Raw genomic sequence first — 19561 nt, 5'->3', positions numbered from 1 at the left:
CCATCGACCCCCACCATGTCAAGGTGGTGCTCTAACCAACTGAGCTACAGACGCATAATGGTGCGTTTAATTGGACTCGAACCAACGACCCCCACCATGTCAAGGTGGTGCTCTAACCAACTGAGCTATAAACGCATTAATGGTGCGTCTGAATGGACTCGAACCATCGACCCCCACCATGTCAAGGTGGTGCTCTAACCAACTGAGCTACAGACGCATTGTTGCTTGCGGCAACGGGGACGAATATTAGCGGCAGCGGCGGTCGGTGGCAAGCGGAAAATGTGTGATTTCACCCGACTGGAGAACTTTTGCCCATATTGCGCGCGTTTTAGCGTGCCTGGCGAAAATCCGTTGATCTCGCAGCATTTTATTTACCCAGCGCTCGCATGGAGGCGAGGGAAAATCAGGACGGTCTGTGTGGTTGAGATATGAATTGTTATAATATAACATCTCATTTTCTCGCATCAGATAAGGATAAATAATCATGAAACTTCTGGGTAAAGTGACGCTGGCTGTAGGTGCGCTGGTGATGGCTGGGCAGGCATTCGCCCATGGTCATCACGATCACGGGCAGCCGTTAACCGCAGTGGAGCAAAAAGCAGCCGAGGGCATATTCAACGACAGCGACGTCAAAGATCGCGACCTGAAGGACTGGGAGGGCATGTGGGAGTCGGTGAACGGCCTGCTGCTGTCCGGTGACCTGGATCCGGTTTTCCAGCAGAAAGCCGATAAAGATAAGCGCAAAACGTTTGCCCAGATTAAAGAGTATTACCGCAAAGGCTATGCCACCGATGTGAATATGATTGGCATCGAAAACGGTACGATGGAGTTTCATACGGGCGACAAGGTGAGCTCATGCCAGTACCGCTACGCGGGGCACAAAATTCTGACCTATACCTCCGGCAAGAAGGGCGTGCGCTATCTGTTTGAATGTCAGGATGCTAACAGCGCTGCGCCGAAGTTCGTCCAGTTCAGCGACCATATTATTGGCCCGCGTAAGTCCAGCCATTTCCACATTTTTATGGGAAACCAGTCTCAGGACGCGCTGTTGGCAGAAATGGATAACTGGCCGACCTATTATCCGTATCAGTTGACCAAAAAACAGGTGGTTGATGAGATGCTGCATCACTAAGTAAATCGACTCCGGGGCCTTCCCGGAGTCGGTGCGTTGCACCTCGTCCGGGCTACGTTTGAGGTGTAGCCCGGCCAGGCGAAACGTCGCCGGGATGATTAACGCGAGGCGCGCTGAAGAATCACCACATCCGGTTGACGCTGCAGGAAACGCATTCTCAGCATCATCAGCACCGCCGCCGACGTCAGACCAATAATAAAGCCCCACCAGAAGCCCGCCGGACCCATTCGCGGAACCACGATATCGGTCAGCGCCAGCACGTAGCCGCACGGAAGCCCCAGCACCCAGTAGGCGATAAAGGTAATAAAGAAGATCGAGCGGGTATCTTTATAACCGCGCAGAATACCGCTGCCGATAACCTGCACCGAGTCAGAAATCTGATACAGCGCCGCCAGCAACATCAATTGGGCGGCAAGCGTCACCACTTCCGGATTATCGTTGTACAGCAGCGCGATGTGCGTACGCATCAGGGTGGTAAAAATGGCCGTACACATCGCCATGCACACGCCGACGCCGAGCCCGGTACGCGCGGAAACCTGCGCATCCGGCGTAGAACCCTGCCCAAGACGGAAGCCCACGCGGATGGTCACCGCTGCCGCCAACGACATTGGCAGTACGAACATCAGCGAGCTAAAGTTCAGTGCAATCTGGTGTCCAGCAACGTCAACGATCCCCAGCGGAGAGACCAGCAGCGCCACCACGGCGAACAGCGTGACTTCAAAGAACAGCGCCAGCGCGATGGGTAATCCCAGAGAAACCAGACGTTTCAGGATGGCCGTATCCGGGCGAGCAAAACGTTCTTTATTACGGATGTCTCGCATCGAACCCGCATGGCGGACGTAGTAGAACATGCTGAAGAACATCACCCAGTAGACCGAGGCGGTGGCGACGCCGCAGCCCACGCCACCAAGTTCTGGCATACCGAAGTGGCCGTAAATAAAGATGTAGTTGACCGGAATGTTAACCAGCAGGCCGATAAAGCCCATCACCATGCCGGGCTTGGTTTTCGCCAGCCCTTCACACTGGTTACGCGCCACCTGGAAGCACAGGTAGCCCGGCGCCCCCCATAACAGGGCGCGCAGGTAGCCGACCGCTTTATCCGCCAGCGCCGGGTCGATGTTATGCATTGAGCGGATGATATACCCCGCGTTCCATAGCACGACCATAATTAATACGGAGACGAGTCCGGCCAGCCAGAACCCCTGACGAACCTGCTGTGCGATACGGTCGCGGCGACCGGAGCCGTTGAGCTGGGCAATCACCGGAGTGAGGGCCAGAAGTAAGCCGTGACCAAAGAGGATCGCCGGCAGCCAGATAGAGGTACCGATGGCTACGGCGGCCATGTCGGTGGCGCTGTAGCCACCCGCCATAACCGTGTCGACAAAGCCCATCGAGGTTTGAGCAACCTGCGCGAGGATAACCGGGATAGCCAGCGCTAATAACTGACGCGCTTCACTAAAGTACTTCTGCACGTGAACACCTGTATTGTTGTTATTTATTCTCGCCGTACGCCGGGTACGGGAGACAGAAAAGCCGCCTTAACCGGCAGCAAGAAGAATAAATAGAGGATTTTCTCCATTATTGTAGCGAGGATTTGCTTTTAATCTAGTCAAAAAATAGGTGGAGCGCCGGGGAAGGTAGCAACCTGTTTTCTCAACTGCTATTGTGCGTAGCAGACGAATCGGTAGACGTACCGTAATGATTATCAACAGGAGTTAACTGCATGTTCACTGGTATTGTGCAGGGCACGGCAAAAATCGTGTCCATTGATGAGAAACCGAACTTCCGTACCCACGTTGTGGCGCTGCCGGAACACATGCTGGCTGGCCTTGAGACGGGCGCATCGGTTGCACACAACGGCTGCTGCTTAACGGTCACGGAAATTAACGGCGACCAGATCAGTTTTGATCTGATGAAAGAGACGCTGCGCATTACCAATCTGGGTGAGGTGAAAGAGGGCGACCTGGTCAACGTTGAGCGTGCGGCGAAGTTCAGCGATGAGATTGGCGGTCATTTAATGTCGGGTCATATTATGACCACGGCGGAAGTGTCTAAAATCCTGACCTCCGAAAACAATAAGCAGATCTGGTTTAAAATCCAGGACCCAACGCTGATGAAGTATGTCCTGTATAAAGGTTTCATCGGTATCGACGGTATCAGCCTGACGGTGGGTGAAGTGACGGCTACGCGTTTCTGCGTTCACCTGATCCCGGAAACGCTGGAGCGCACCACGCTTGGCAAAAAACGCCTGGGCGACCGCGTGAACATCGAAATCGACCCGCAAACGCAGGCGGTAGTGGACACCGTTGAGCGCGTGATGGCGGCAAAAGAAGCGGCAGCGCAGCAGGCTGCAGCGGAATAAGCATAAAAAAGCCCGGGCATTTTGCTCCGGGCTTTTTTGTTTTTAGCGGGCGACGCGTAAACCGCTCTCGACGCCGCGTGAGAACATCACCTGCCAGAGCTGAATATCTCGCGCGCGGAAAGCACCCGCGCAGGCATTGAGATAGTAGCTAAACATGCGTTTGAATCGTTCAGAATAGTTGTCCGCGATTTCCGGCCAGCATTCGAGGAAGCGTTCATGCCATGCCATCAACGTCGTATCGTAGTCAGCGCCAAAGTTGTGCCAGTCTTCCATCACAAAATGAGGTTCGCTGGCGTGCGCAATCTGGCGTACTGAGGGTAAACAGCCATTCGGAAAGATGTATTTGTTGATCCAGGGATCGACATTATTGTCTGTTTTCTTCGAGCCGATAGTGTGCAGTAAAAACAGTCCGTCGGGTTTCAGATTTTTGTCGACGACGGAAAAATAGGTGTCATAGTTTTTCGGACCAACGTGCTCGAACATCCCGACGGAAACAATACGGTCAAACTGGTCGTTAAGGTCGCGGTAATCCTGCAGCAGTATCTCGACGTCCAGCCCCTCGCAGCGGGCCTGGGCCATTTTTTGCTGTTCCGCTGAAATGGTCACGCCCTTGACGGTGACGCCGTAGTTTTTGGCCATAAACGCCGCCAGACCACCCCAGCCACAGCCGATGTCCAGCACGCGCATTCCAGGTTTTAACTGTAGTTTCTGACAGATAAGGTCTAGCTTAGCCTGCTGCGCGTCTTCCAGCGTCTGGGCATCTTTCCAGTAACCGCAGGAGTATTGCATATAGGGGTCGAGCATGCGGCTGAAGAGATCGTTACCCAGGTCGTAATGTTCTTTACCGACCTGCCAGGCACGACGACGGCTTTGCAGATTAAACAGACGCGCGCCGGCAATGCGAAGCGTGTCTTTAATATTGTGAGGGAGTTGCGTTTCTAATCCGGCGCGCAGCACCTTGTCGAAGAAGATATCCAGACGATCGCATTCCCACCAACCGTCCATATAACTTTCGCCAAGGCCCAGCGAACCTTCTTGTAAAACACGTTTAAACAACCGAGGATTTCTGACTTGTATATCGCAGGGAGCATTGCCGTTTACTTCAATGCCTGCGCGGCCTAGCAGCTCGCTGACAATACGATACCAGTCGTCATCCGGTACACTAACTTCTTCTATACACGATGAGCTCATAGCTTCTCCATCCCGACCTGATGATCAGAACCTTAAAACAGCGTAGACGCTTTTTTTGGGTTTGTGAGAAATCTCACGAAATTCGTGAGCCTGCTATCCGACGTAGCACAGAGGAAGGGAAGAATCCCTTGCCGAAAACCAATCCATGGTTCAACGGGAAGCTATCCTGCCCCCGCTTAATAAGTTCAATCTATATTATTTATGTGATGCGGATCCAGTATAGGACGCTAAGTTTGTTGATTCAACTAAAAATCTTAGCGCCCTAATCATTTCCTGAGATATTGATCTGAGTGATGTTTAGGCGTGGGAAGTGGCGTGTTCCATTTCACGTTCAGCACGACGAGCGGCTAACTGCATCCAGTAGCCAACGCCTGCGAGCAGCACGGTCACCAGCATCACGCTGGTGGTGGTCAGCAGCGGCGTGGCAATCAGCGTGGATACCGCAAGGCTTGCCAGGAAACAGAGTCCTAACTGCAGGGTGTTTTGTAATGCAGCAGCACGGCCCGTCGCCTGCGGGAAGGGCTTCAGCGTCTGAGCGACGACGATCGGATAAATCGCGCCGTTGGCAATAGCCATCACGCAGAACGGAATCAGCAGGGCGGTCAACGAGGCGTTTTCTGCCAGACCCACGGCCCAGGTACCCACCACGCTCAGCGCGTAAATAACCAGCAGCCACGGCAGCATCTGGGCACCACGCCATTTTTGCAGCGCGGCGCGACAGCCGTAGCCGCCAATCAGGAAGGCGATGGTTTGCGGCACATAGCTCAGGCCAATTACCGTCGGGCTGTAGCCCATCTCATGCAGGATGAACGGTGAACCGGTCAGCCAGGCGAAGAAGCTCGCCGAGCAGGCGGCGTAAATCAGCACGTTGCCGCGATAGTCTTTACTGCGCAGCAGGCGCATAAAGGTCAGCTTTTCTTCGCTGGTGGCATTTTTTTTGTGCGCAGGCTTGAGGCGGAACGCCGGGAGCATCAGCACCAGGGTGATGATAAACAGGGTTGCGAAGATGGCCTGCCAGTCAAAGTGCGCCAGCAGCCAGCTACCCAGCAGCGGGGCGAGTGCCGGAGAGAGGCCAACCAGCGGCATGATAGTGGCAAAAATGCGGTTGGTGCGCTGAGCTGGATAGTAGTCGGTGACCATTGCCTGCCAGGTCACCGCCGCGGCGCAGACGCCGACGGCCTGTACAAAACGCAGGACCAGCAGCGTGGTACCATCGCGCACCCACAGCATGCCAATGCAGCCAATAGCGAAAATGGTTAACCCGGACAGCAGAATCGGCTTACGACCATAGCGGTCTGACAGCGGCCCCCAGAGGAGCTGCGCGACGGCAAAACCGGCCAGAAACAGGCTAAGACTCGCGCTGACGGCTGATGCCGGCGTTTGCAGGTCTTCCTGAATGGCAGCAAAGGCGGGGAGATACATATCGGTAGCCAGAAAACCCAATACGCTCAGCCCCGCGAGCCAGACTAAAAATCCTTTCCCAGGTTGCATTAATTTCGCCCTTTTTATCATGAATAAACGATGCCGCTGAGTGTAGAGAGTGCATAACGGCTTGTGAAACGCTAATATTTGCGTCATGCATTCAAAAATTTTGCAGGCAGAAAATGTGGTCTGAATATTCACTGGAAGTGGTTGATGCGGTGGCACGTAACGGTAGTTTTAGTGCCGCCGCGCAGGAACTGCACCGCGTGCCTTCTGCGGTGAGCTATACGGTACGCCAGCTGGAAGAGTGGCTGGCTGTTCCCCTGTTCGAACGGCGCCATCGCGACGTTGAACTTACTCCCGCTGGCGTATGGTTTTTGAAGGAGGGGCGGTCTGTTATCAAAAAAATGCAGATCACTCGCCAACAGTGCCAGAAAATTGCTAACGGCTGGCGAGGGCAGTTGGCGATTGCCGTCGATAATATCGTGAAACCGCAGCGAACCCGGCAGCTGATTGTCGATTTCTATCGCCACTTTAGCGACGTGGAGCTGATTGTTTATCAGGAAGTGTTTAATGGCGTCTGGGATGCATTGGCCGATGGCCGCGTGGAGCTGGCGATTGGTGCCACTCAGGCGATTCCGGTCGGTGGCCGCTTCGCGTTTCGTGATATGGGGATGCTCAACTGGCACTGCGTGGTGGCGAGTATCCATCCGTTGGCGCAGATGGAGGGCCCGCTCAGCGATGATGTGTTGCGCAACTGGCCGTCGCTGGTGCGCGAAGATACTTCGCGTTCGCTGCCGAAGCGGACGACCTGGCTACTCGATAACCAGAAGCGTGTGGTGGTGCCGGACTGGGCTTCATCGGAAACCTGTATCTCGGCGGGACTATGCGCGGCGATGGTACCGGGGCATCTGGCGCAACCGTGGTTGGAAAATGGGGAGTGGGTGGCGCTACAGCTTGAAAACCCGTTCCCGGATGCCGCCTGTTGCCTGACCTGGCAGCAAAGCGAAGCATCGCCGGCATTAAGCTGGCTGCTGGAATATCTGGGGGATAGCGAGACGCTAAATGAAGAGTGGCTGCGGACACCCGAGTAGGGTGTCCGTGGGTAATGCTTAGCGGCGGTAGTCGCGGAACGGACCGTCGGCCACGGAACGACGTTCGATAAGACGCGGATGCACCTCAATCGACTGCGAGGTCTCGCGTTTGCTAACGATACGGTCCATCAGCATGTTAAACGCCGTTTCACCGAGCGAATCTTTCGGCTGGTGAATCGTCGTCAACGCCGGGGTGAAGAAACGGGAGTTGCGCACGTTATCATAACCAATCAGCGAAATGTCCTGCGGCACGCGAAGACCCATTTCATCTGCGGCGCACAGTGCGCCCATCGCCATGATGTCGCCACCGCAGAAGATAGCAGTAGGGCGCGGCTGCTGCGACAGGATCTGCTGCATTGCGCGATAACCGGATTCAGGCTCAAAGTCACCCTGTACAATCCAGTTCTTCGGGACGTTGATGTGCGCTTCTTCCATCGCTTTCATAAAGCCCGCCAGACGACCCGCGCCGGTGTTACGCTCCAGTGGACCTGGGATCACGCCGATATCGCGATGACCGCGCTCAATCAGGTAACGGCCTGCGGTATAGCCGCCTTCAAAGGCGTTATCGATGACCGAGTCGGTGAAGTCCGCTTTAGCCTCGCCCCAGTCCATCACCACCATCGGGATGTGACGGTACTCTTCGAGCATCGTCAGTAGGGATTCCGGATACTCGGAACACATGACCAGCAGGCCATCCACGCGCTTTTGCGCCATCATCGACAGGTAGGCGCGCTGTTTTTCCAGGTTGTTCCAGGCGTTGCCCAGAATCAGGGTATAGCCCTTCTCAAAGCAGTTTTTCTCAACGGCTTCGATAATTTCGGCAAAGTAGGCCGCTTCGCTGCTGGTCGCTAGCAAACCAATCGATTTGGTGTGGTTCACCTTCAGGCTACGGGCAACGGCGCTCGGAGAGTAGTGCAACTCTTTGATCGCCGCCCAGACGGCTTCACGCGTCTCCTCGGCGACAAAACGCGTTTTGTTAATTACATGTGATACGGTTGTAGTGGAAACGTTTGCGCGCTTCGCTACATCTTTAATAGTTGCCATTCCATCTCACTCCAGACCCTGGCCTGCCCCTGATAAAATCGAAAGGAAAACGTTTGCCTTCACACACCCTGACGCAATTTTGTGGATTGCGATTCGCCGGGAAAACGATACAGGACGACAGGAGGGGGTCAATGGCCGGTACGCTTATAAATAAGCGTCGAATTTTGACTTATCCTGACGCAAAGTGGAAGAGTAAAAACCAACATCCTGCTAAATCTGTGAAGATTTTTGCGCAATACTGTGCAAAAATGCGTTAGCACAGTTTTGCTGTAGCGATAAAAAGGAGAAAAGTTGATGAGTACCGAACTTAAGATGTCACTCACCACCACCGTCATTACCCTTGCGCTGATTGTTGCCGCAAGTTTGACTGCTGTACTGCATTAATTCCTCTGCGAGGGGGCGTCCGCTCCCTCCTGTCTGATTGTTACCCGTTTAGCAATAATCTTTTGCTGTTTTGTACACTTCTGTTTTTATGTGATTGATGTCATGCTTTTGCCCATTATCGACATGCCGCGTCTGTCGTGCGGCCAACCGGAGCATTTGCATGAAAATTAACTTTCCCTTACTGGCGTTAGCCATTGGGGCCTTTGGCATCGGGACCACCGAATTCTCGCCAATGGGGCTCCTGCCGGTCATCGCTAAGGGCGTAGACGTCTCCATTCCCGCTGCCGGGATGCTCATTAGCGCCTATGCCGTAGGGGTGATGGTTGGCGCACCGCTGATGACGCTGCTCCTTTCACATCGTGCTCGCCGTAACGCCTTGATCTTCCTGATGGCGATTTTTACCCTCGGCAACGTACTGTCGGCGATGGCGCCGGACTACACCACGCTGATGCTGTCGCGCATTATCACCAGCCTTAACCACGGTGCATTCTTCGGCCTCGGTTCCGTTGTTGCCGCCAGCGTGGTACCGAAGCATAAACAGGCCAGCGCCGTGGCGACCATGTTTATGGGGTTGACGATTGCCAATATTGGTGGCGTTCCAGCGGCAACCTGGCTTGGCGAAACCATCGGCTGGCGGATGTCATTCCTGGCAACGGCAGGCCTCGGCATTATTGCTATTCTGGGGCTGTGGTTCTCTCTGCCGAAGGGCGGGGCGGGTGAAAAGCCGGACGTGAAGCGCGAGTTGTCGGTGCTGGTACGTCCGCAGGTGCTGTCGGCGCTGCTGACCACTGTACTGGGCGCAGGGGCGATGTTTACGCTCTATACCTATATTTCACCGGTGTTGCGTACGATAACTCACGCCACGCCAGCGTTTATTACGCTGATGCTGGTGCTGATTGGCGTGGGCTTCTCCATCGGTAACTACCTCGGCGGCAAATTTGCTGACCGTTCGGTGAGCGGTACGCTGAAAGGCTTCCTGTTGCTGCTGATGGCAATTATGCTGGCGATTCCGTTCCTTGCGCAAACGCAGGTAGGCGCGGCCTTCAGTATGGTGGTGTGGGGTGCGGCAACCTTCGCGGTGGTGCCACCGCTGCAAATGCGCGTGATGCGCGTGGCTCACGAAGCACCGGGTCTTTCTTCCTCGGTGAATATCGGGGCGTTCAATCTGGGTAACGCACTGGGGGCGGTCGCGGGCGGAGCAGTGATCTCCGGTGGTCTGGGTTACAGCTTTGTACCGGTGATGGGGGCGATTGTTGCCGCGCTGGCGCTGCTGGTGGTATTCCTGAGCGGTCGTTCACGCGGTGAAGAGGCGCTGGCCAGCCAATAAAAACAAAAACGCAGAAGGGAGACCTTCTGCGTGATACGAGATAACCCGGCGGAGCGTGGCGATGCCGGGTTATTTTTTGCTTACGCTGCCAGATTCTCAGCCACAAACGCCCAGTTCACCAGAGCCCAGAAGTGCTCCAGATAGTTTGGACGCGCATTGCGGTAGTCGATGTAGTAAGCGTGTTCCCACACGTCAACGGTCAGCAGTGGCTTCGCGTCGGTGGTCAACGGGGTTGCCGCGTTAGACGTTGAAACGATAGCCAGGGAACCATCCGCCTTCTTCACAAGCCAGGTCCAGCCTGCGCCGAAGTTTTTCACTGCGGCGTCGGTGAACTGTGCTTTGAATTCAGCGAAGGAGCCAAAGGATTTAGCGATCGCATCAGCGACGGCACCGGTTGGTTCGCCACCGGCGTTAGGTGCCAGGCAGTTCCAATAGAAGGTGTGGTTCCAGACCTGCGCTGCGTTGTTGAACACGCCGCCTTCAGAGGTACGGACGATCTCTTCCAGCGTTTTGCCTTCAAACGCCGTACCTTTGATCAGGTTGTTCAGGTTGGTGACGTAGGTCTGGTGGTGTTTGCCGTAATGATACTCCAGCGTTTCCACGGAAATGTGTGGAACAAGAGCGTCTTTGGCATACGGTAATGCAGGTAATTCGAACGACATTGCTACTCTCCTTTATTATATTTGTACACTCAATAACCATGTACTGAGTAGGGATAGAGTAGCAAATTAAAAGGTGAGATAAAAGATAAGCTTACCCCGTTTATTAACAAACGGGGTAAGTGATTAACGAATTGTCTTTGGTGTTACAACGCGACGGGCGCCGACATAGTGGCGGACCCAGTAATCTTCGCTCAGCGAGGTTATCTGGATGTCCTGACCGGTACGCGGGGACTGAATAAATTTGCCGTTCCCGACGTACACGCCAACGTGATCGGCTGTACCGCGGCCCTGGGTGCGGAAGAATACCAGATCGCCGCTTTCCAGTTCGCCACGTTCAACCGGACGCGCATCGCGCAGGTGATACATTTCGTTGGCAGTACGTGGAATGCGGATGTTGACCAGATCTTTATAAGCGTAATAGACCAAACCGCTGCAGTCGAAGCCGGTGCGTGGGGAGTTGCCACCCCAGCGATACGGCTTGCCTAACTGACCCATCAGCTTATTCATCGCGGTTTTCTGTACTTTCTGCACGCGAACTTTGTGCGCGGCGGCGATGGTCGTGGGTTGGGTTTCTACAGGAGCGGTGGTACAGCGTTTCTTGTACCCTTTGCGAACTTTACAGGTCGTGGTGACGTTGGCGGTTTTGACCGCGCTGCTTTTCGCGTGGGTTTTAGCGGAGGCTGTTTTCGATTTGCTGGAGGCTGGAGCAACTTTTTTCGCTACGGCTGGCGTGGTTTTCTTCTTAGCGGCAACCGGAGTGGATTTTTTCTTAGTGTTAGATTTATTGTCCGCGTTCTTTTTCTTGCGTTCACTGCTTTTTACAGGAAGCGACTTTTGCGCCGTTGGGGTTTTGGCATGCCCTGTAGCATGCGCCAACGGCGTGAAGGATAACGATGTAAACAGCAATGCACAGAGCGTGAACGACCATTTTTTTATCTGCGCCACTGAACAACCCTCTGAGTAAGATGCAGGCTAAATGTCCTTGCCTGGGTATGGTTTACAAAACCCAACGATTCTAATCCATAAAAACACGAATTGTTAATAGTGTTTTTATGTCTAAAACCCTGTTTCGTTAGCAACTGCAAAAAAAAACATCATTTGATACATCATGAGTCAAAAAATGAGCAAGATTTTTCCGCTGCTGCCGATAAACTCATATTTATAAAGCAACTTAACGGTTCAGACGATAAAATAGTAATGCGTGAACAAAATGTTATTTTCTGTTCAGGCTCTGAAACGTTACAATGTCAGACTACTGCCGTAAAAAGAAGTTTGAGGAAGCAAGATAATGAGCGAGACAATTGAAAAAATTCAGCGCCAGATCGCTGAGAACCCAATCCTGCTGTACATGAAAGGTTCCCCGAAACTGCCTAGCTGCGGTTTCTCTGCCCAGGCCGTTCAGGCACTGTCTGCCTGCGGTGAGCGCTTTGCTTATGTCGACATCCTGCAGAACCCGGACATCCGCGCCGAACTGCCGAAATATGCGAACTGGCCGACTTTCCCACAACTGTGGGTTGACGGCGAACTGGTTGGCGGCTGCGACATCATCATTGAAATGTATCAGCGCGGTGAGCTGCAGCCTCTGATTAAAGAGACCGCGGCGAAATACGCTGAAGAACCGAAAGCAGAATAATCGGTTCGCCCGGATAGCGGGCACAGAAGCAAAAAAGCGACCTTCAGGTCGCTTTTTTTATGCTGCTATTCTTCGGCCGCTATCGGCAGCGGCCAGCCGCCGAGACGTTTCCAGCGGTTGACGATTTCGCAGAACAGAATGGCAGTCTGTTCGGTGTCGTACAGCGCCGAGTGCGCCTGGCTGCTGTCGAAATCCATGCCCGCCGCGGTACAGGCTTTTGACAGCACGGTTTGCCCCAGTGCTAGCCCGCTCAGTGCGGCGGTGTCGAAGGTCACGAACGGGTGGAACGGGTTACGTTTGAGCGAAGCGCGATCGGCGGCAGCCATCATAAAGCTGTGGTCGAAGGTGGCGTTATGCGCCACCATAATGGCGCGATTGCAGTCGCTGTCTTTCATGCCCTTGCGCACCATCTTAAAGATGGCATGCAGCGCGTCGTACTCGCTGACCGCGCCGCGCAGCGGGTTGTTCGGGTCGATACCGTTGAACGCCAGCGCTTCCGGCTCGAGGTTAGCGCCTTCAAAAGGTTCAACGTGGAAATGCAACGTCGTGTCCGGCATCAGCCAGCCTTGCTCATCCATTTTCAACGTAATTGCCGCTATTTCGAGCAGGGCATCCGTTTTGGCATTGAATCCCGCAGTTTCCACATCAATCACTACCGGATAAAACCCACGAAAACGGTCGCATAGACCATTAAGTTGCACATTGTCGGACATCAGAATCTCTTCACTTAGAAAAAGTAGCGCGCATTATGGCAAATTTTGCCGCGGCTTGGAAAGGCGGGGTAAAAAAACGGGCGCCTTAGGCACCCGTGGAGGAGTTAGTTGCCAAGGCCTTTGCCGGCATCTTTCTCTTCGATCAGTTCGATTTTATAGCCGTCCGGGTCTTCAACAAACGCGATCACCGTGGTGCCGCCTTTAACCGGGCCTGCTTCACGAGTGACGTTGCCGCCGTTCTGGCGAATGCGGTCACAGGCTTCTGCGGCGTTGTCCACGCTCAGGGCGATATGGCCGTAGGCGGTGCCCAGCTCATAGTTATCCACGCCCCAGTTGTAGGTCAGCTCAATCACCGCTTCATCGCTCTCTTCGCCGTAGCCGACGAAAGCCAGAGAGTATTTATATTCGGTGTTTTCGCTGGTGCGCAGCAGCTTCATGCCCAGCACTTTGGTGTAGAAATCAATGGAGCGTTGCAGGTCGCCGACGCGCAGCATGGTATGCAGTAAACGCATGTTATCCCTCGTCCTTACTTATGAATAATCTGGCTAGTATAGCGGCGGAAGGCCGCCGCTATCAATCAACGTGGGATTACAGAGCAGGGTAGTCGGTGTAACCTTCCGCGCCGCCGCCATAGAAACTTTCCGGACGCTGCGGGTTCAGTTCGGCTTTATGCTGCAGACGAGCGACCAGATCCGGGTTGGCGATGTAGTCGCGACCAAAAGCCACGGCATCAATTAAGCCTTTCTCAATCAGGGCTTCCGCTTTTTCCGGGGTGTAGGCGCCAGCACCGATAATCGGGCCGTGGAAACGGGCACGTACTTTTTCGCGGAAGGCTTCGCTGTATGGCTGACCACCGGCCCAGTCTGGTTCAGACATGTGCAGGTAGGCGATACCGCGTTTACCCAGCTCTTCAATTAAGTAGAGCGCATCCGCTTCTTCGTTCGGGCCGTTGTCGACGTTCTGGAAAGTCCCAATTGGTGACACGCGGATACCGATACGGTCTGCGCCCCATTCTTTGATCCCAGCATCAACCACTTCCAGCACCAGACGCGCACGATTTTCGACGCTGCCGCCGTACTGGTCGGTACGATGGTTAGAGGATGGCGACAGGAACTGGTGCAGCAGATAGCCGTGCGCGGAGTGCAGTTCAACCAGGTCAAAGCCAGCTTCACGGGCGTTAGCGATCGCCTGACGGAAATCGTTGACGATGCCAGGGATCTCTTCCGTTTCCAGCGCACGTGGCATAGAAGTGTCAACGCGAGTGGCGTGACCGTTCTCATCGCGCAGTGAAGTTCGGGTATTGGCGCTCAGCGCGGAAGGGGCAACCGGTGCTTCACCGTTTGGCTGCAGGCTGGAGTGGGAGATACGCCCGGTGTGCCACAGCTGAACGGCAATTCGACCATCTTCTGCGTGAACGCCAGCGGTGATTTTCTGCCATGCGGCAATCTGTTCAGGGCTGTGCAGGCCAGGAGCTCCCTGGTAGCCTTTCGCCTGAGCGGAAATCTGGGTCGCTTCGGAGATGATAAGACCGGAGCTGGCACGTTGGCGGTAGTATTCGGCCATCAGCGGGGTAGGAATGTCACCCGGAACGATGCTGCGCAGACGCGTCAGCGGGGCCATAAACACGCGGTTCGGGGCAGTAACCGCACCCACTTTCAGTGGGGTAAACAGTTTTTCTTGCGACATGGTGACTCCTGAGTAGACCGGTCGTCTAGTGATTAACGAAATAAAAACGCCGGGATTAGTCCGGCGCGGCAATCAGATTCCTGACGTGCGTCAGCGCGCTTTCAAGCGGCGTTGAACTGCGGGCCATTTTCGCCTGCAGATTTGCGCCCAACCACAGCGAGTAGAGTACCTGCGCCGTGGCTTCGGCTTCGCCGCTAAAGGTCAGGCAGCCTTCACGGCGGCCATTTTCCAGCGCTTGCGCCAGCAGAACCATAATCTGGCTGGCACCTTTATTCATTTCCGTGCGCATATCTTCGGAAAGATCGCACACTTCGGCAGAGAGTTTCACGGTCAGACAACCGCTGATAAGCCCCTGCTGGCAAAACTGGGTGAGCGTGTGCTGGTAATAGTCCAGCAGGCGGTCACGGTAGTTGCCCGCGCCCTGGGTAAAATGCTGCACCAGGCGCTGGTGATAATCGGCAAAGTGCCGTTCCAGCATCGCGACGCCAAACGCCTCTTTTGAACGGAAATAGTGATAGAACGACCCCTTCGGCACTTCCGCCGTCTTCAGGAGTTCGCTAAGTCCCATTCCGGTAAACCCCCGGTGCATACAAAGACGCTCGCCGGTAGCCAGAATGTGTTCACGGGTATCATGTTCAATCAATTTGCTCATGCGATGCACTGTAATAGACCGATTGGTCTAATGCAAATGAATTTTTGACAATGCTGGTTCGTCCGCACAATGTGGGAGAAAAGTTGCGCCCCGGAGATTAAACGTCTTCAATGAAAGTATGACGAGGTAAAAGGGGGCTAACGTGGCGGAGCAACTGGAGTTTTTCCCGGTTCAAAGTCCGTGCCGGGGAATTTGTCAGTCGGATGAGCGCGGGTTTTGCCGCGGCTGTTTTCGCAGCCGTGACGAACGCTTCAACTGGCAAAGTATGAACGATGCGCAAAAACAGGAGGTGCTGCGGCTTTGTCGCCAGCGTCTGCTGCGTAAATTACGCGCGGGTAAAGCGACGAATACTGAAGATCCTCAGCAGCCCTCACTGTTTTAAGCGCAAAAGTGCGTATACTCATTCCAACTTTTTTTGTTGAGGAAGTGGTTATGGTTCAACGTATTACCCTGGCACCACAAGGGCCAGAATTTTCCCGTTTCGTGATGGGCTACTGGCGTCTGATGGACTGGAACATGACGCCGCGTCAGCTGGTGAGCTTTATTGAAGAGCATCTCGATCTTGGGGTGACAACCGTTGACCACGCCGATATTTACGGTGGCTACGCGTGTGAAGCTGCGTTCGGTGAAGCGCTGAAGCTGGCGCCACACATGCGTGAAAGAATGGAAATTGTCACCAAGTGCGGGATCGCGACTACGGCGAAGCCGGAACACGCGCTGGGTCACTATATTACCGACCGCAACCACATTATTCATAGCGCCGAGCAGTCGCTGCGCAACCTGGCTACCGACGTGCTGGATCTGCTGCTGATCCACCGTCCGGATCCTTTGATGGATGCCGATGAAGTGGCGCAGGCGTTTACTGCGCTGCATCAAAGTGGAAAAGTGCGCCACTTCGGCGTCTCCAACTTTACCCCAGCGCAGTTTGCGCTGCTGCAGTCTCGTCTGCCGTTTACCCTTGCCACCAACCAGGTTGAGATCTCGCCAATTCACCAGCCGGCCATTCTTGACGGCACGCTGGATCAGCTACAGCAACTGCGTATTCGCCCGATGGCCTGGTCCTGCCTCGGCGGTGGTCGCCTGTTTAATGACGACGAATTCCAGCCGCTGCGCGATGAACTGGCGAAGGTGGCGAACGAGCTGAACGCGGGTAGCATTGAACAGGTGGTGTATGCGTGGGTGATGCGTTTACCGTCACAGCCGCTGCCGATTATTGGCTCCGGCAAAATCGAACGTGTACGCTCGGCCATTGTCGCGCAATCTCTGGATATGACGCGTCAGCAATGGTTCCGCATTCGTAAAGCGGCATTAGGTTACGACGTTCCGTAATGCCAGTAATGCAGGCGGTTTCACCGCCTGCATCCTTCCTTCTACGCCGGTTGTTCGGTCAGCGTACCGGGCGGCGGTGCCGTTTCCAGCTGTGAAAGCGAACAGTACAGACGCCACAGAATCGAGGCCAGCTCGCGCGCAGCCGGTTGATGGTGGTGGGCAAGTGTGTCGCAAATTCGTTGCAGCTCCTGAAGCGTGGCGGCCAGCGGACGCTGTTGAACACCGCGTTCGCTCATTACATCCCGCAGCAGGCTAATACACATATCGCGCACTTGAGACAGTGGGTCAGAACGTGATTCCCAGGCGCGAAGCTGCCAGACCACGTGCGAACAGTTCAGCAGCACCACGCCCCATCGCAGCAACCAGCGACGTGCCGGTTCATCCTGACTGCTGCTGAGCTGGCTAACATGATGATAAACCAGCGATTCAAATTCATGCTCGCGGTTTGCCGGGTGGCGGCTAAGCTGATCGACAAAGTGACGCCGTAACGCCCGAATGTGACGGCGGCTTTTGCGTGCGTCAGAGCCGGGGGTAAGCACGGCAAACGCCAGCCACGCCAGCCCAACGCCGATGATTTTGGCCAGGTTATCGTTAAGGAAATCGCCAAAATTGTAGACCGGCGGATTGGTCACTGCGATAAATGATCCCATAAAGACAATCAGCGAACCCCACAGTCTCGCCTGTTTAGGCATCTGCAGTTTTAGCAATTGCATGGTTAACAGCAGGGGGAAGAGGAACAGCATAAACTGCCAGAGATCGCTAATTTGCACCATCAGGCCAAACTTGATGCCAAAGCTGAAGATCGACAGCAGAATCAGCGTTCGCATGAGCAACGTGAGCGAACTGAACGGGGAAGGCACGTTGGAATAGAGCACGCAACAAATGGCCGCCAGGGTTAATGCCGCTGCGCCCGATTCCCACTGGGTGCTGATGCTTAGCGCGCCGACGCTCACCAGCGCGAAGAAGGTACGGATACCGCTCCAGGCGGCTTCGGCGTGGTCGGTATGGCGCATCAGGGCCGGGGCGGCAGGCACGGTAAACTCGGTCACCGCGGTAGCGTTTTCCAGCCGCTGTAGCCAGTGGCTGGTGGTGAGATAGAGTCGGCAGAAGTAGCGTAAACGGTGCCAGAATGCGTGGTGGCGATAATCCTGCGGGTCGCTCGGCGCCAGCGGAGCGATAATTCGCGCGATGGTATAGGCATCGCAGTCAGGCTTCGCCAGTGCCAGCAACAGTTCTTCCAGTACCGGGCGGATGGTTTGCGGCGCATCCGGCCAGTTCAGCATCAGACGACGTAAGCTGGAGATAACGCTGGTCAGACGGAGTTGCTGATGCAGCAGATAGTTGAGCAGCGTGTTTTGTCGACGCAGGCGATAATGGCTCCAGAAGGCCTGAATACGCAGCAGGTTCATCGTCAGGATCTGGCTTATCACGCTCTGGTGCGCGGTGCGGATGGCATCGGTGGTGACCGGTTGCCAGAGCAGGCTGGCGTGCTCCAGCAGGCGGGCGTGCATATTTTTAAGCGCCGTCAGCAGGGCGCTGCCGTCGGAGGTGCTGGGCAGGATCATCATCATCAGACCGCCGCACAGAATACCGACAATCACTTCACACACGCGTGCCTGAGCAATGTCCCAGAGTCGGGTGGCATCAACCACATTAATGATCGGAAAGGCAATGATGGCGCAGGTATAGCCCGCCAGCTGAAAGGCGTAGGCGACGTTGTTGGTATACATCGCGCAGGCCCAGGTGCAGAAGGCCAGCCAGCCGGACATGGCAAACAGGAACAACCAGGGGTCGGTTAGGGTATGGCCGGCGATAAGCAGCGCCGCGCAGGCGCCAAGCATACTGCCGGCAATACGCCCGAGGCTTTTACTGATAACGCCGCCAACGGTCGGAAAGCTGACCACCGCGGCGGAGGTCATCGCCCAGTATGGTTCATCAAGGTTGAGCCAGTAGGCGATGCTCAGCGCGAGACACATGGCAATGGCGTTGCGCATGGCGTAGCGCCATTGCGGTACGGTCGCTTTAAACCAGGGCAGTGACCGCCATGTTAAAGCGGGTAAGGTCATTGCTTCCCACCAACAATAGAGACGGTGCAGGTGGTACCAGCAACCAGCACGGTATCCGCAGGTAGCGCGTTTAACTCAATACGTACTGGCACGCGTTGGGCCAGGCGTACCCATGGAATGGTCGGCTTGATATCGGCAACCAGCTTGCCGTCCGTCGCCAGACTCTGATCGTGAATGGCACGGCCAATGCTGGATACGTGACCCTGTAACTTCTTGTCATCACTGTAGAGCACCACGTCGGCGCGGTCACCTTCGCGGATGTGGCGCAGTTTGGTCTCTTCAAAGTAGCCAACGACATAGAAGGAGTGGCTATCGATCAGCGCAAAGACCGGATGCCCGACGGCGGCATAGTTCCCGACACGGGTTGAGAGGTTAGTGACCCAGCCATCAACCGGCGCTTTTACGTCAGTTTGAGCCAACTGCCAGCGGGCATGCTCGCGTTCGGCTTTGGCGGCGTCATAGTTGGCCTGCGCCGCTTTCAGCGTCATATTGGCGGTATCGAGGTCTTCGGCGGAAATAAAGTTTTGCGACAATCCTCGGCGACGCTCCACTTCATGGCTGGCACGCGCGAGGTCTGATTGGGCCTTCGCAAGCTTCGCGTCGGCATTCATCTCCGCGATTTTCCATGGCGTCGGGTCTATCTGGAACAGTACGTCGCCCGCGTGGACAAACTGATTGTCCTTCACGTTAAGCGTCAGAATGCTGCCGGAAACCTGCGGGGTGATATCGACCTGTTCGGCGCGGATTTTGCCGTCGCGCGTCCATGGCGACTGCATGTAGTAATTCCAGACCAGCCAGCAGGCGATAATGGCCAGGGCGGCGATAAGCAGCGTTGAGAAGTATTTTAATTTTTTCATGGGATTA

The 19561-nt window shown here is 55.0% G+C and carries 20 protein-coding genes and 3 tRNA genes (1 of these 23 only partly in view); 8 read left to right on the top strand and 15 right to left on the bottom strand.

Features of this window, described 5'->3' with window-relative positions; all coding sequences use genetic code 11:
* From V6944_RS06310 to V6944_RS06300, 3 genes are all read right to left on the bottom strand, one after another.
* A tRNA-Val gene (locus tag V6944_RS06310) sits at nucleotides 1-54 on the bottom strand (it extends 123 nt beyond the left edge of the window).
* A gap of 4 nt (nucleotides 55-58) precedes the next feature.
* Nucleotides 59-135, bottom strand: a tRNA-Val gene (locus V6944_RS06305).
* Between the two features lie 5 nt (nucleotides 136-140).
* Nucleotides 141-217, bottom strand: a tRNA-Val gene (locus V6944_RS06300).
* A 267-nt stretch (nucleotides 218-484) separates the two neighbouring features.
* On the opposite strand from V6944_RS06300, the gene zinT reads away from it, so the two are divergent.
* A complete protein-coding gene (gene zinT, locus V6944_RS06295) occupies nucleotides 485-1132 on the top strand; it encodes a metal-binding protein ZinT (RefSeq protein WP_442910721.1) in 648 nt (215 codons plus the stop codon).
* 98 nt (nucleotides 1133-1230) lie between these two features.
* Here zinT and mdtK read toward each other — a convergent pair whose 3' ends face one another.
* The gene (gene mdtK, locus V6944_RS06290; RefSeq protein WP_333496466.1) at nucleotides 1231-2604 is read right to left on the bottom strand and encodes an MdtK family multidrug efflux MATE transporter; all 1374 of its coding nucleotides are present in this window, start codon (nucleotides 2602-2604) and stop codon (nucleotides 1231-1233) included.
* 251 nt (nucleotides 2605-2855) lie between these two features.
* Between mdtK and V6944_RS06285 the strand changes: the two genes are divergently transcribed.
* On the top strand, nucleotides 2856-3494 hold the full coding sequence (locus V6944_RS06285) for a riboflavin synthase subunit alpha (protein WP_333498306.1): 639 nt from the start codon (nucleotides 2856-2858) through the stop codon (nucleotides 3492-3494).
* A 42-nt stretch (nucleotides 3495-3536) separates the two neighbouring features.
* Here V6944_RS06285 and cfa read toward each other — a convergent pair whose 3' ends face one another.
* Both cfa and punC read right to left on the bottom strand, forming a co-directional pair.
* Nucleotides 3537-4685 carry a cyclopropane fatty acyl phospholipid synthase gene (cfa, locus tag V6944_RS06280; RefSeq protein ID WP_333498305.1) on the bottom strand — a complete coding sequence of 383 codons (1149 nt, stop codon included), beginning with the start codon at nucleotides 4683-4685 and terminating at the stop codon, nucleotides 3537-3539.
* A gap of 297 nt (nucleotides 4686-4982) precedes the next feature.
* Nucleotides 4983-6176 (bottom strand): purine nucleoside transporter PunC, encoded by a 1194-nt coding sequence (gene punC / locus V6944_RS06275; RefSeq protein ID WP_333498304.1) that lies wholly within the window; start codon nucleotides 6174-6176, stop codon nucleotides 4983-4985.
* 113 nt (nucleotides 6177-6289) lie between these two features.
* Here punC and punR point away from each other — a divergent pair, with 113 nt between their 5' ends.
* A complete protein-coding gene (punR, locus tag V6944_RS06270; protein ID WP_333498303.1) occupies nucleotides 6290-7201 on the top strand; it encodes a DNA-binding transcriptional activator PunR in 912 nt (303 codons plus the stop codon).
* Between the two features lie 18 nt (nucleotides 7202-7219).
* Here the strand turns inward: punR and purR are convergent, their stop codons facing one another.
* Entirely contained in the window at nucleotides 7220-8245 is a 1026-nt protein-coding gene (purR, locus tag V6944_RS06265; protein ID WP_333496470.1) for an HTH-type transcriptional repressor PurR, read from the bottom strand.
* A 294-nt stretch (nucleotides 8246-8539) separates the two neighbouring features.
* On the opposite strand from purR, the gene cydH reads away from it, so the two are divergent.
* Nucleotides 8540-8629 (top strand): cytochrome bd-I oxidase subunit CydH, encoded by a 90-nt coding sequence (cydH, locus tag V6944_RS06260; RefSeq protein ID WP_185666146.1) that lies wholly within the window; start codon nucleotides 8540-8542, stop codon nucleotides 8627-8629.
* A 160-nt stretch (nucleotides 8630-8789) separates the two neighbouring features.
* Complete coding sequence (locus tag V6944_RS06255; protein WP_185666147.1) at nucleotides 8790-9956, top strand: MFS transporter; 1167 nt, start codon at nucleotides 8790-8792, stop codon at nucleotides 9954-9956.
* A gap of 80 nt (nucleotides 9957-10036) precedes the next feature.
* Here the strand turns inward: V6944_RS06255 and sodB are convergent, their stop codons facing one another.
* Both sodB and V6944_RS06245 read right to left on the bottom strand, forming a co-directional pair.
* A complete protein-coding gene (sodB, locus tag V6944_RS06250; RefSeq protein WP_185666148.1) occupies nucleotides 10037-10618 on the bottom strand; it encodes a superoxide dismutase [Fe] in 582 nt (193 codons plus the stop codon).
* A 123-nt stretch (nucleotides 10619-10741) separates the two neighbouring features.
* Nucleotides 10742-11563, bottom strand: a complete 822-nt coding sequence (locus V6944_RS06245; protein ID WP_333498302.1) for a C40 family peptidase — start codon at nucleotides 11561-11563, stop codon at nucleotides 10742-10744.
* Between the two features lie 343 nt (nucleotides 11564-11906).
* Here V6944_RS06245 and V6944_RS06240 point away from each other — a divergent pair, with 343 nt between their 5' ends.
* On the top strand, nucleotides 11907-12251 hold the full coding sequence (locus V6944_RS06240; RefSeq protein ID WP_035896299.1) for a Grx4 family monothiol glutaredoxin: 345 nt from the start codon (nucleotides 11907-11909) through the stop codon (nucleotides 12249-12251).
* Between the two features lie 65 nt (nucleotides 12252-12316).
* Here V6944_RS06240 and rnt read toward each other — a convergent pair whose 3' ends face one another.
* From rnt to V6944_RS06220, 4 genes are all read right to left on the bottom strand, one after another.
* A complete protein-coding gene (gene rnt, locus V6944_RS06235) occupies nucleotides 12317-12964 on the bottom strand; it encodes a ribonuclease T (protein ID WP_333498301.1) in 648 nt (215 codons plus the stop codon).
* Between the two features lie 104 nt (nucleotides 12965-13068).
* Complete coding sequence (gene gloA, locus V6944_RS06230; RefSeq protein ID WP_333498300.1) at nucleotides 13069-13476, bottom strand: lactoylglutathione lyase; 408 nt, start codon at nucleotides 13474-13476, stop codon at nucleotides 13069-13071.
* A 76-nt stretch (nucleotides 13477-13552) separates the two neighbouring features.
* On the bottom strand, nucleotides 13553-14650 hold the full coding sequence (locus tag V6944_RS06225) for an alkene reductase (RefSeq protein WP_333010932.1): 1098 nt from the start codon (nucleotides 14648-14650) through the stop codon (nucleotides 13553-13555).
* 55 nt (nucleotides 14651-14705) lie between these two features.
* Entirely contained in the window at nucleotides 14706-15302 is a 597-nt protein-coding gene (locus V6944_RS06220) for a TetR/AcrR family transcriptional regulator (RefSeq protein WP_333498299.1), read from the bottom strand.
* A gap of 142 nt (nucleotides 15303-15444) precedes the next feature.
* Here V6944_RS06220 and V6944_RS06215 point away from each other — a divergent pair, with 142 nt between their 5' ends.
* Both V6944_RS06215 and V6944_RS06210 read left to right on the top strand, forming a co-directional pair.
* Nucleotides 15445-15684, top strand: coding sequence for a DUF1289 domain-containing protein (locus V6944_RS06215; protein WP_333498298.1), 240 nt, complete (start codon nucleotides 15445-15447; stop codon nucleotides 15682-15684).
* Between the two features lie 50 nt (nucleotides 15685-15734).
* Nucleotides 15735-16631, top strand: coding sequence for an aldo/keto reductase (locus V6944_RS06210; protein ID WP_333498297.1), 897 nt, complete (start codon nucleotides 15735-15737; stop codon nucleotides 16629-16631).
* 41 nt (nucleotides 16632-16672) lie between these two features.
* On the opposite strand, the gene V6944_RS06205 is transcribed toward V6944_RS06210, so the two are convergent.
* Together V6944_RS06205 and V6944_RS06200 are read right to left on the bottom strand one after the other, a co-directional pair.
* Nucleotides 16673-18697 carry an FUSC family protein gene (locus tag V6944_RS06205; protein ID WP_333498296.1) on the bottom strand — a complete coding sequence of 675 codons (2025 nt, stop codon included), beginning with the start codon at nucleotides 18695-18697 and terminating at the stop codon, nucleotides 16673-16675.
* Nucleotides 18694-19554, bottom strand: coding sequence for an HlyD family secretion protein (locus V6944_RS06200; protein WP_333498295.1), 861 nt, complete (start codon nucleotides 19552-19554; stop codon nucleotides 18694-18696). The genes V6944_RS06205 and V6944_RS06200 overlap by 4 nt, the downstream gene beginning before the upstream one ends.
* Nucleotides 19555-19561 lie beyond the last annotated feature (7 nt).

Source organism: Kluyvera sp. CHPC 1.2972, assembly GCF_036759925.1.
Classification (GTDB): Bacteria; Pseudomonadota; Gammaproteobacteria; order Enterobacterales; family Enterobacteriaceae; genus Kluyvera.
This window is presented reverse-complemented; position numbering and strand designations above follow the sequence as displayed.

Excerpts from the sequence above, each read along its gene's own strand:
- gloA (WP_333498300.1), bottom strand. The coding sequence starts at position 13,476 with ATGCGTTTACTGCATACCATGCTGCGCGTCGGCGACCTGCAACGCTCC.
- V6944_RS06205 (WP_333498296.1), bottom strand. The coding sequence starts at position 18,697 with ATGACCTTACCCGCTTTAACATGGCGGTCACTGCCCTGGTTTAAAGCG.
- cydH (WP_185666146.1), top strand. The coding sequence starts at position 8,540 with ATGAGTACCGAACTTAAGATGTCACTCACCACCACCGTCATTACCCTT.
- V6944_RS06255 (WP_185666147.1), top strand. The coding sequence starts at position 8,790 with ATGAAAATTAACTTTCCCTTACTGGCGTTAGCCATTGGGGCCTTTGGC.
- V6944_RS06240 (WP_035896299.1), top strand. The coding sequence starts at position 11,907 with ATGAGCGAGACAATTGAAAAAATTCAGCGCCAGATCGCTGAGAACCCA.
- V6944_RS06210 (WP_333498297.1), top strand. The coding sequence starts at position 15,735 with ATGGTTCAACGTATTACCCTGGCACCACAAGGGCCAGAATTTTCCCGT.
- purR (WP_333496470.1), bottom strand. The coding sequence starts at position 8,245 with ATGGCAACTATTAAAGATGTAGCGAAGCGCGCAAACGTTTCCACTACA.
- V6944_RS06200 (WP_333498295.1), bottom strand. The coding sequence starts at position 19,554 with ATGAAAAAATTAAAATACTTCTCAACGCTGCTTATCGCCGCCCTGGCC.
- punC (WP_333498304.1), bottom strand. The coding sequence starts at position 6,176 with ATGCAACCTGGGAAAGGATTTTTAGTCTGGCTCGCGGGGCTGAGCGTA.
- sodB (WP_185666148.1), bottom strand. The coding sequence starts at position 10,618 with ATGTCGTTCGAATTACCTGCATTACCGTATGCCAAAGACGCTCTTGTT.
- zinT (WP_442910721.1), top strand. The coding sequence starts at position 485 with ATGAAACTTCTGGGTAAAGTGACGCTGGCTGTAGGTGCGCTGGTGATG.
- cfa (WP_333498305.1), bottom strand. The coding sequence starts at position 4,685 with ATGAGCTCATCGTGTATAGAAGAAGTTAGTGTACCGGATGACGACTGG.
- V6944_RS06225 (WP_333010932.1), bottom strand. The coding sequence starts at position 14,650 with ATGTCGCAAGAAAAACTGTTTACCCCACTGAAAGTGGGTGCGGTTACT.
- V6944_RS06220 (WP_333498299.1), bottom strand. The coding sequence starts at position 15,302 with ATGAGCAAATTGATTGAACATGATACCCGTGAACACATTCTGGCTACC.
- rnt (WP_333498301.1), bottom strand. The coding sequence starts at position 12,964 with ATGTCCGACAATGTGCAACTTAATGGTCTATGCGACCGTTTTCGTGGG.
- punR (WP_333498303.1), top strand. The coding sequence starts at position 6,290 with ATGTGGTCTGAATATTCACTGGAAGTGGTTGATGCGGTGGCACGTAAC.
- V6944_RS06285 (WP_333498306.1), top strand. The coding sequence starts at position 2,856 with ATGTTCACTGGTATTGTGCAGGGCACGGCAAAAATCGTGTCCATTGAT.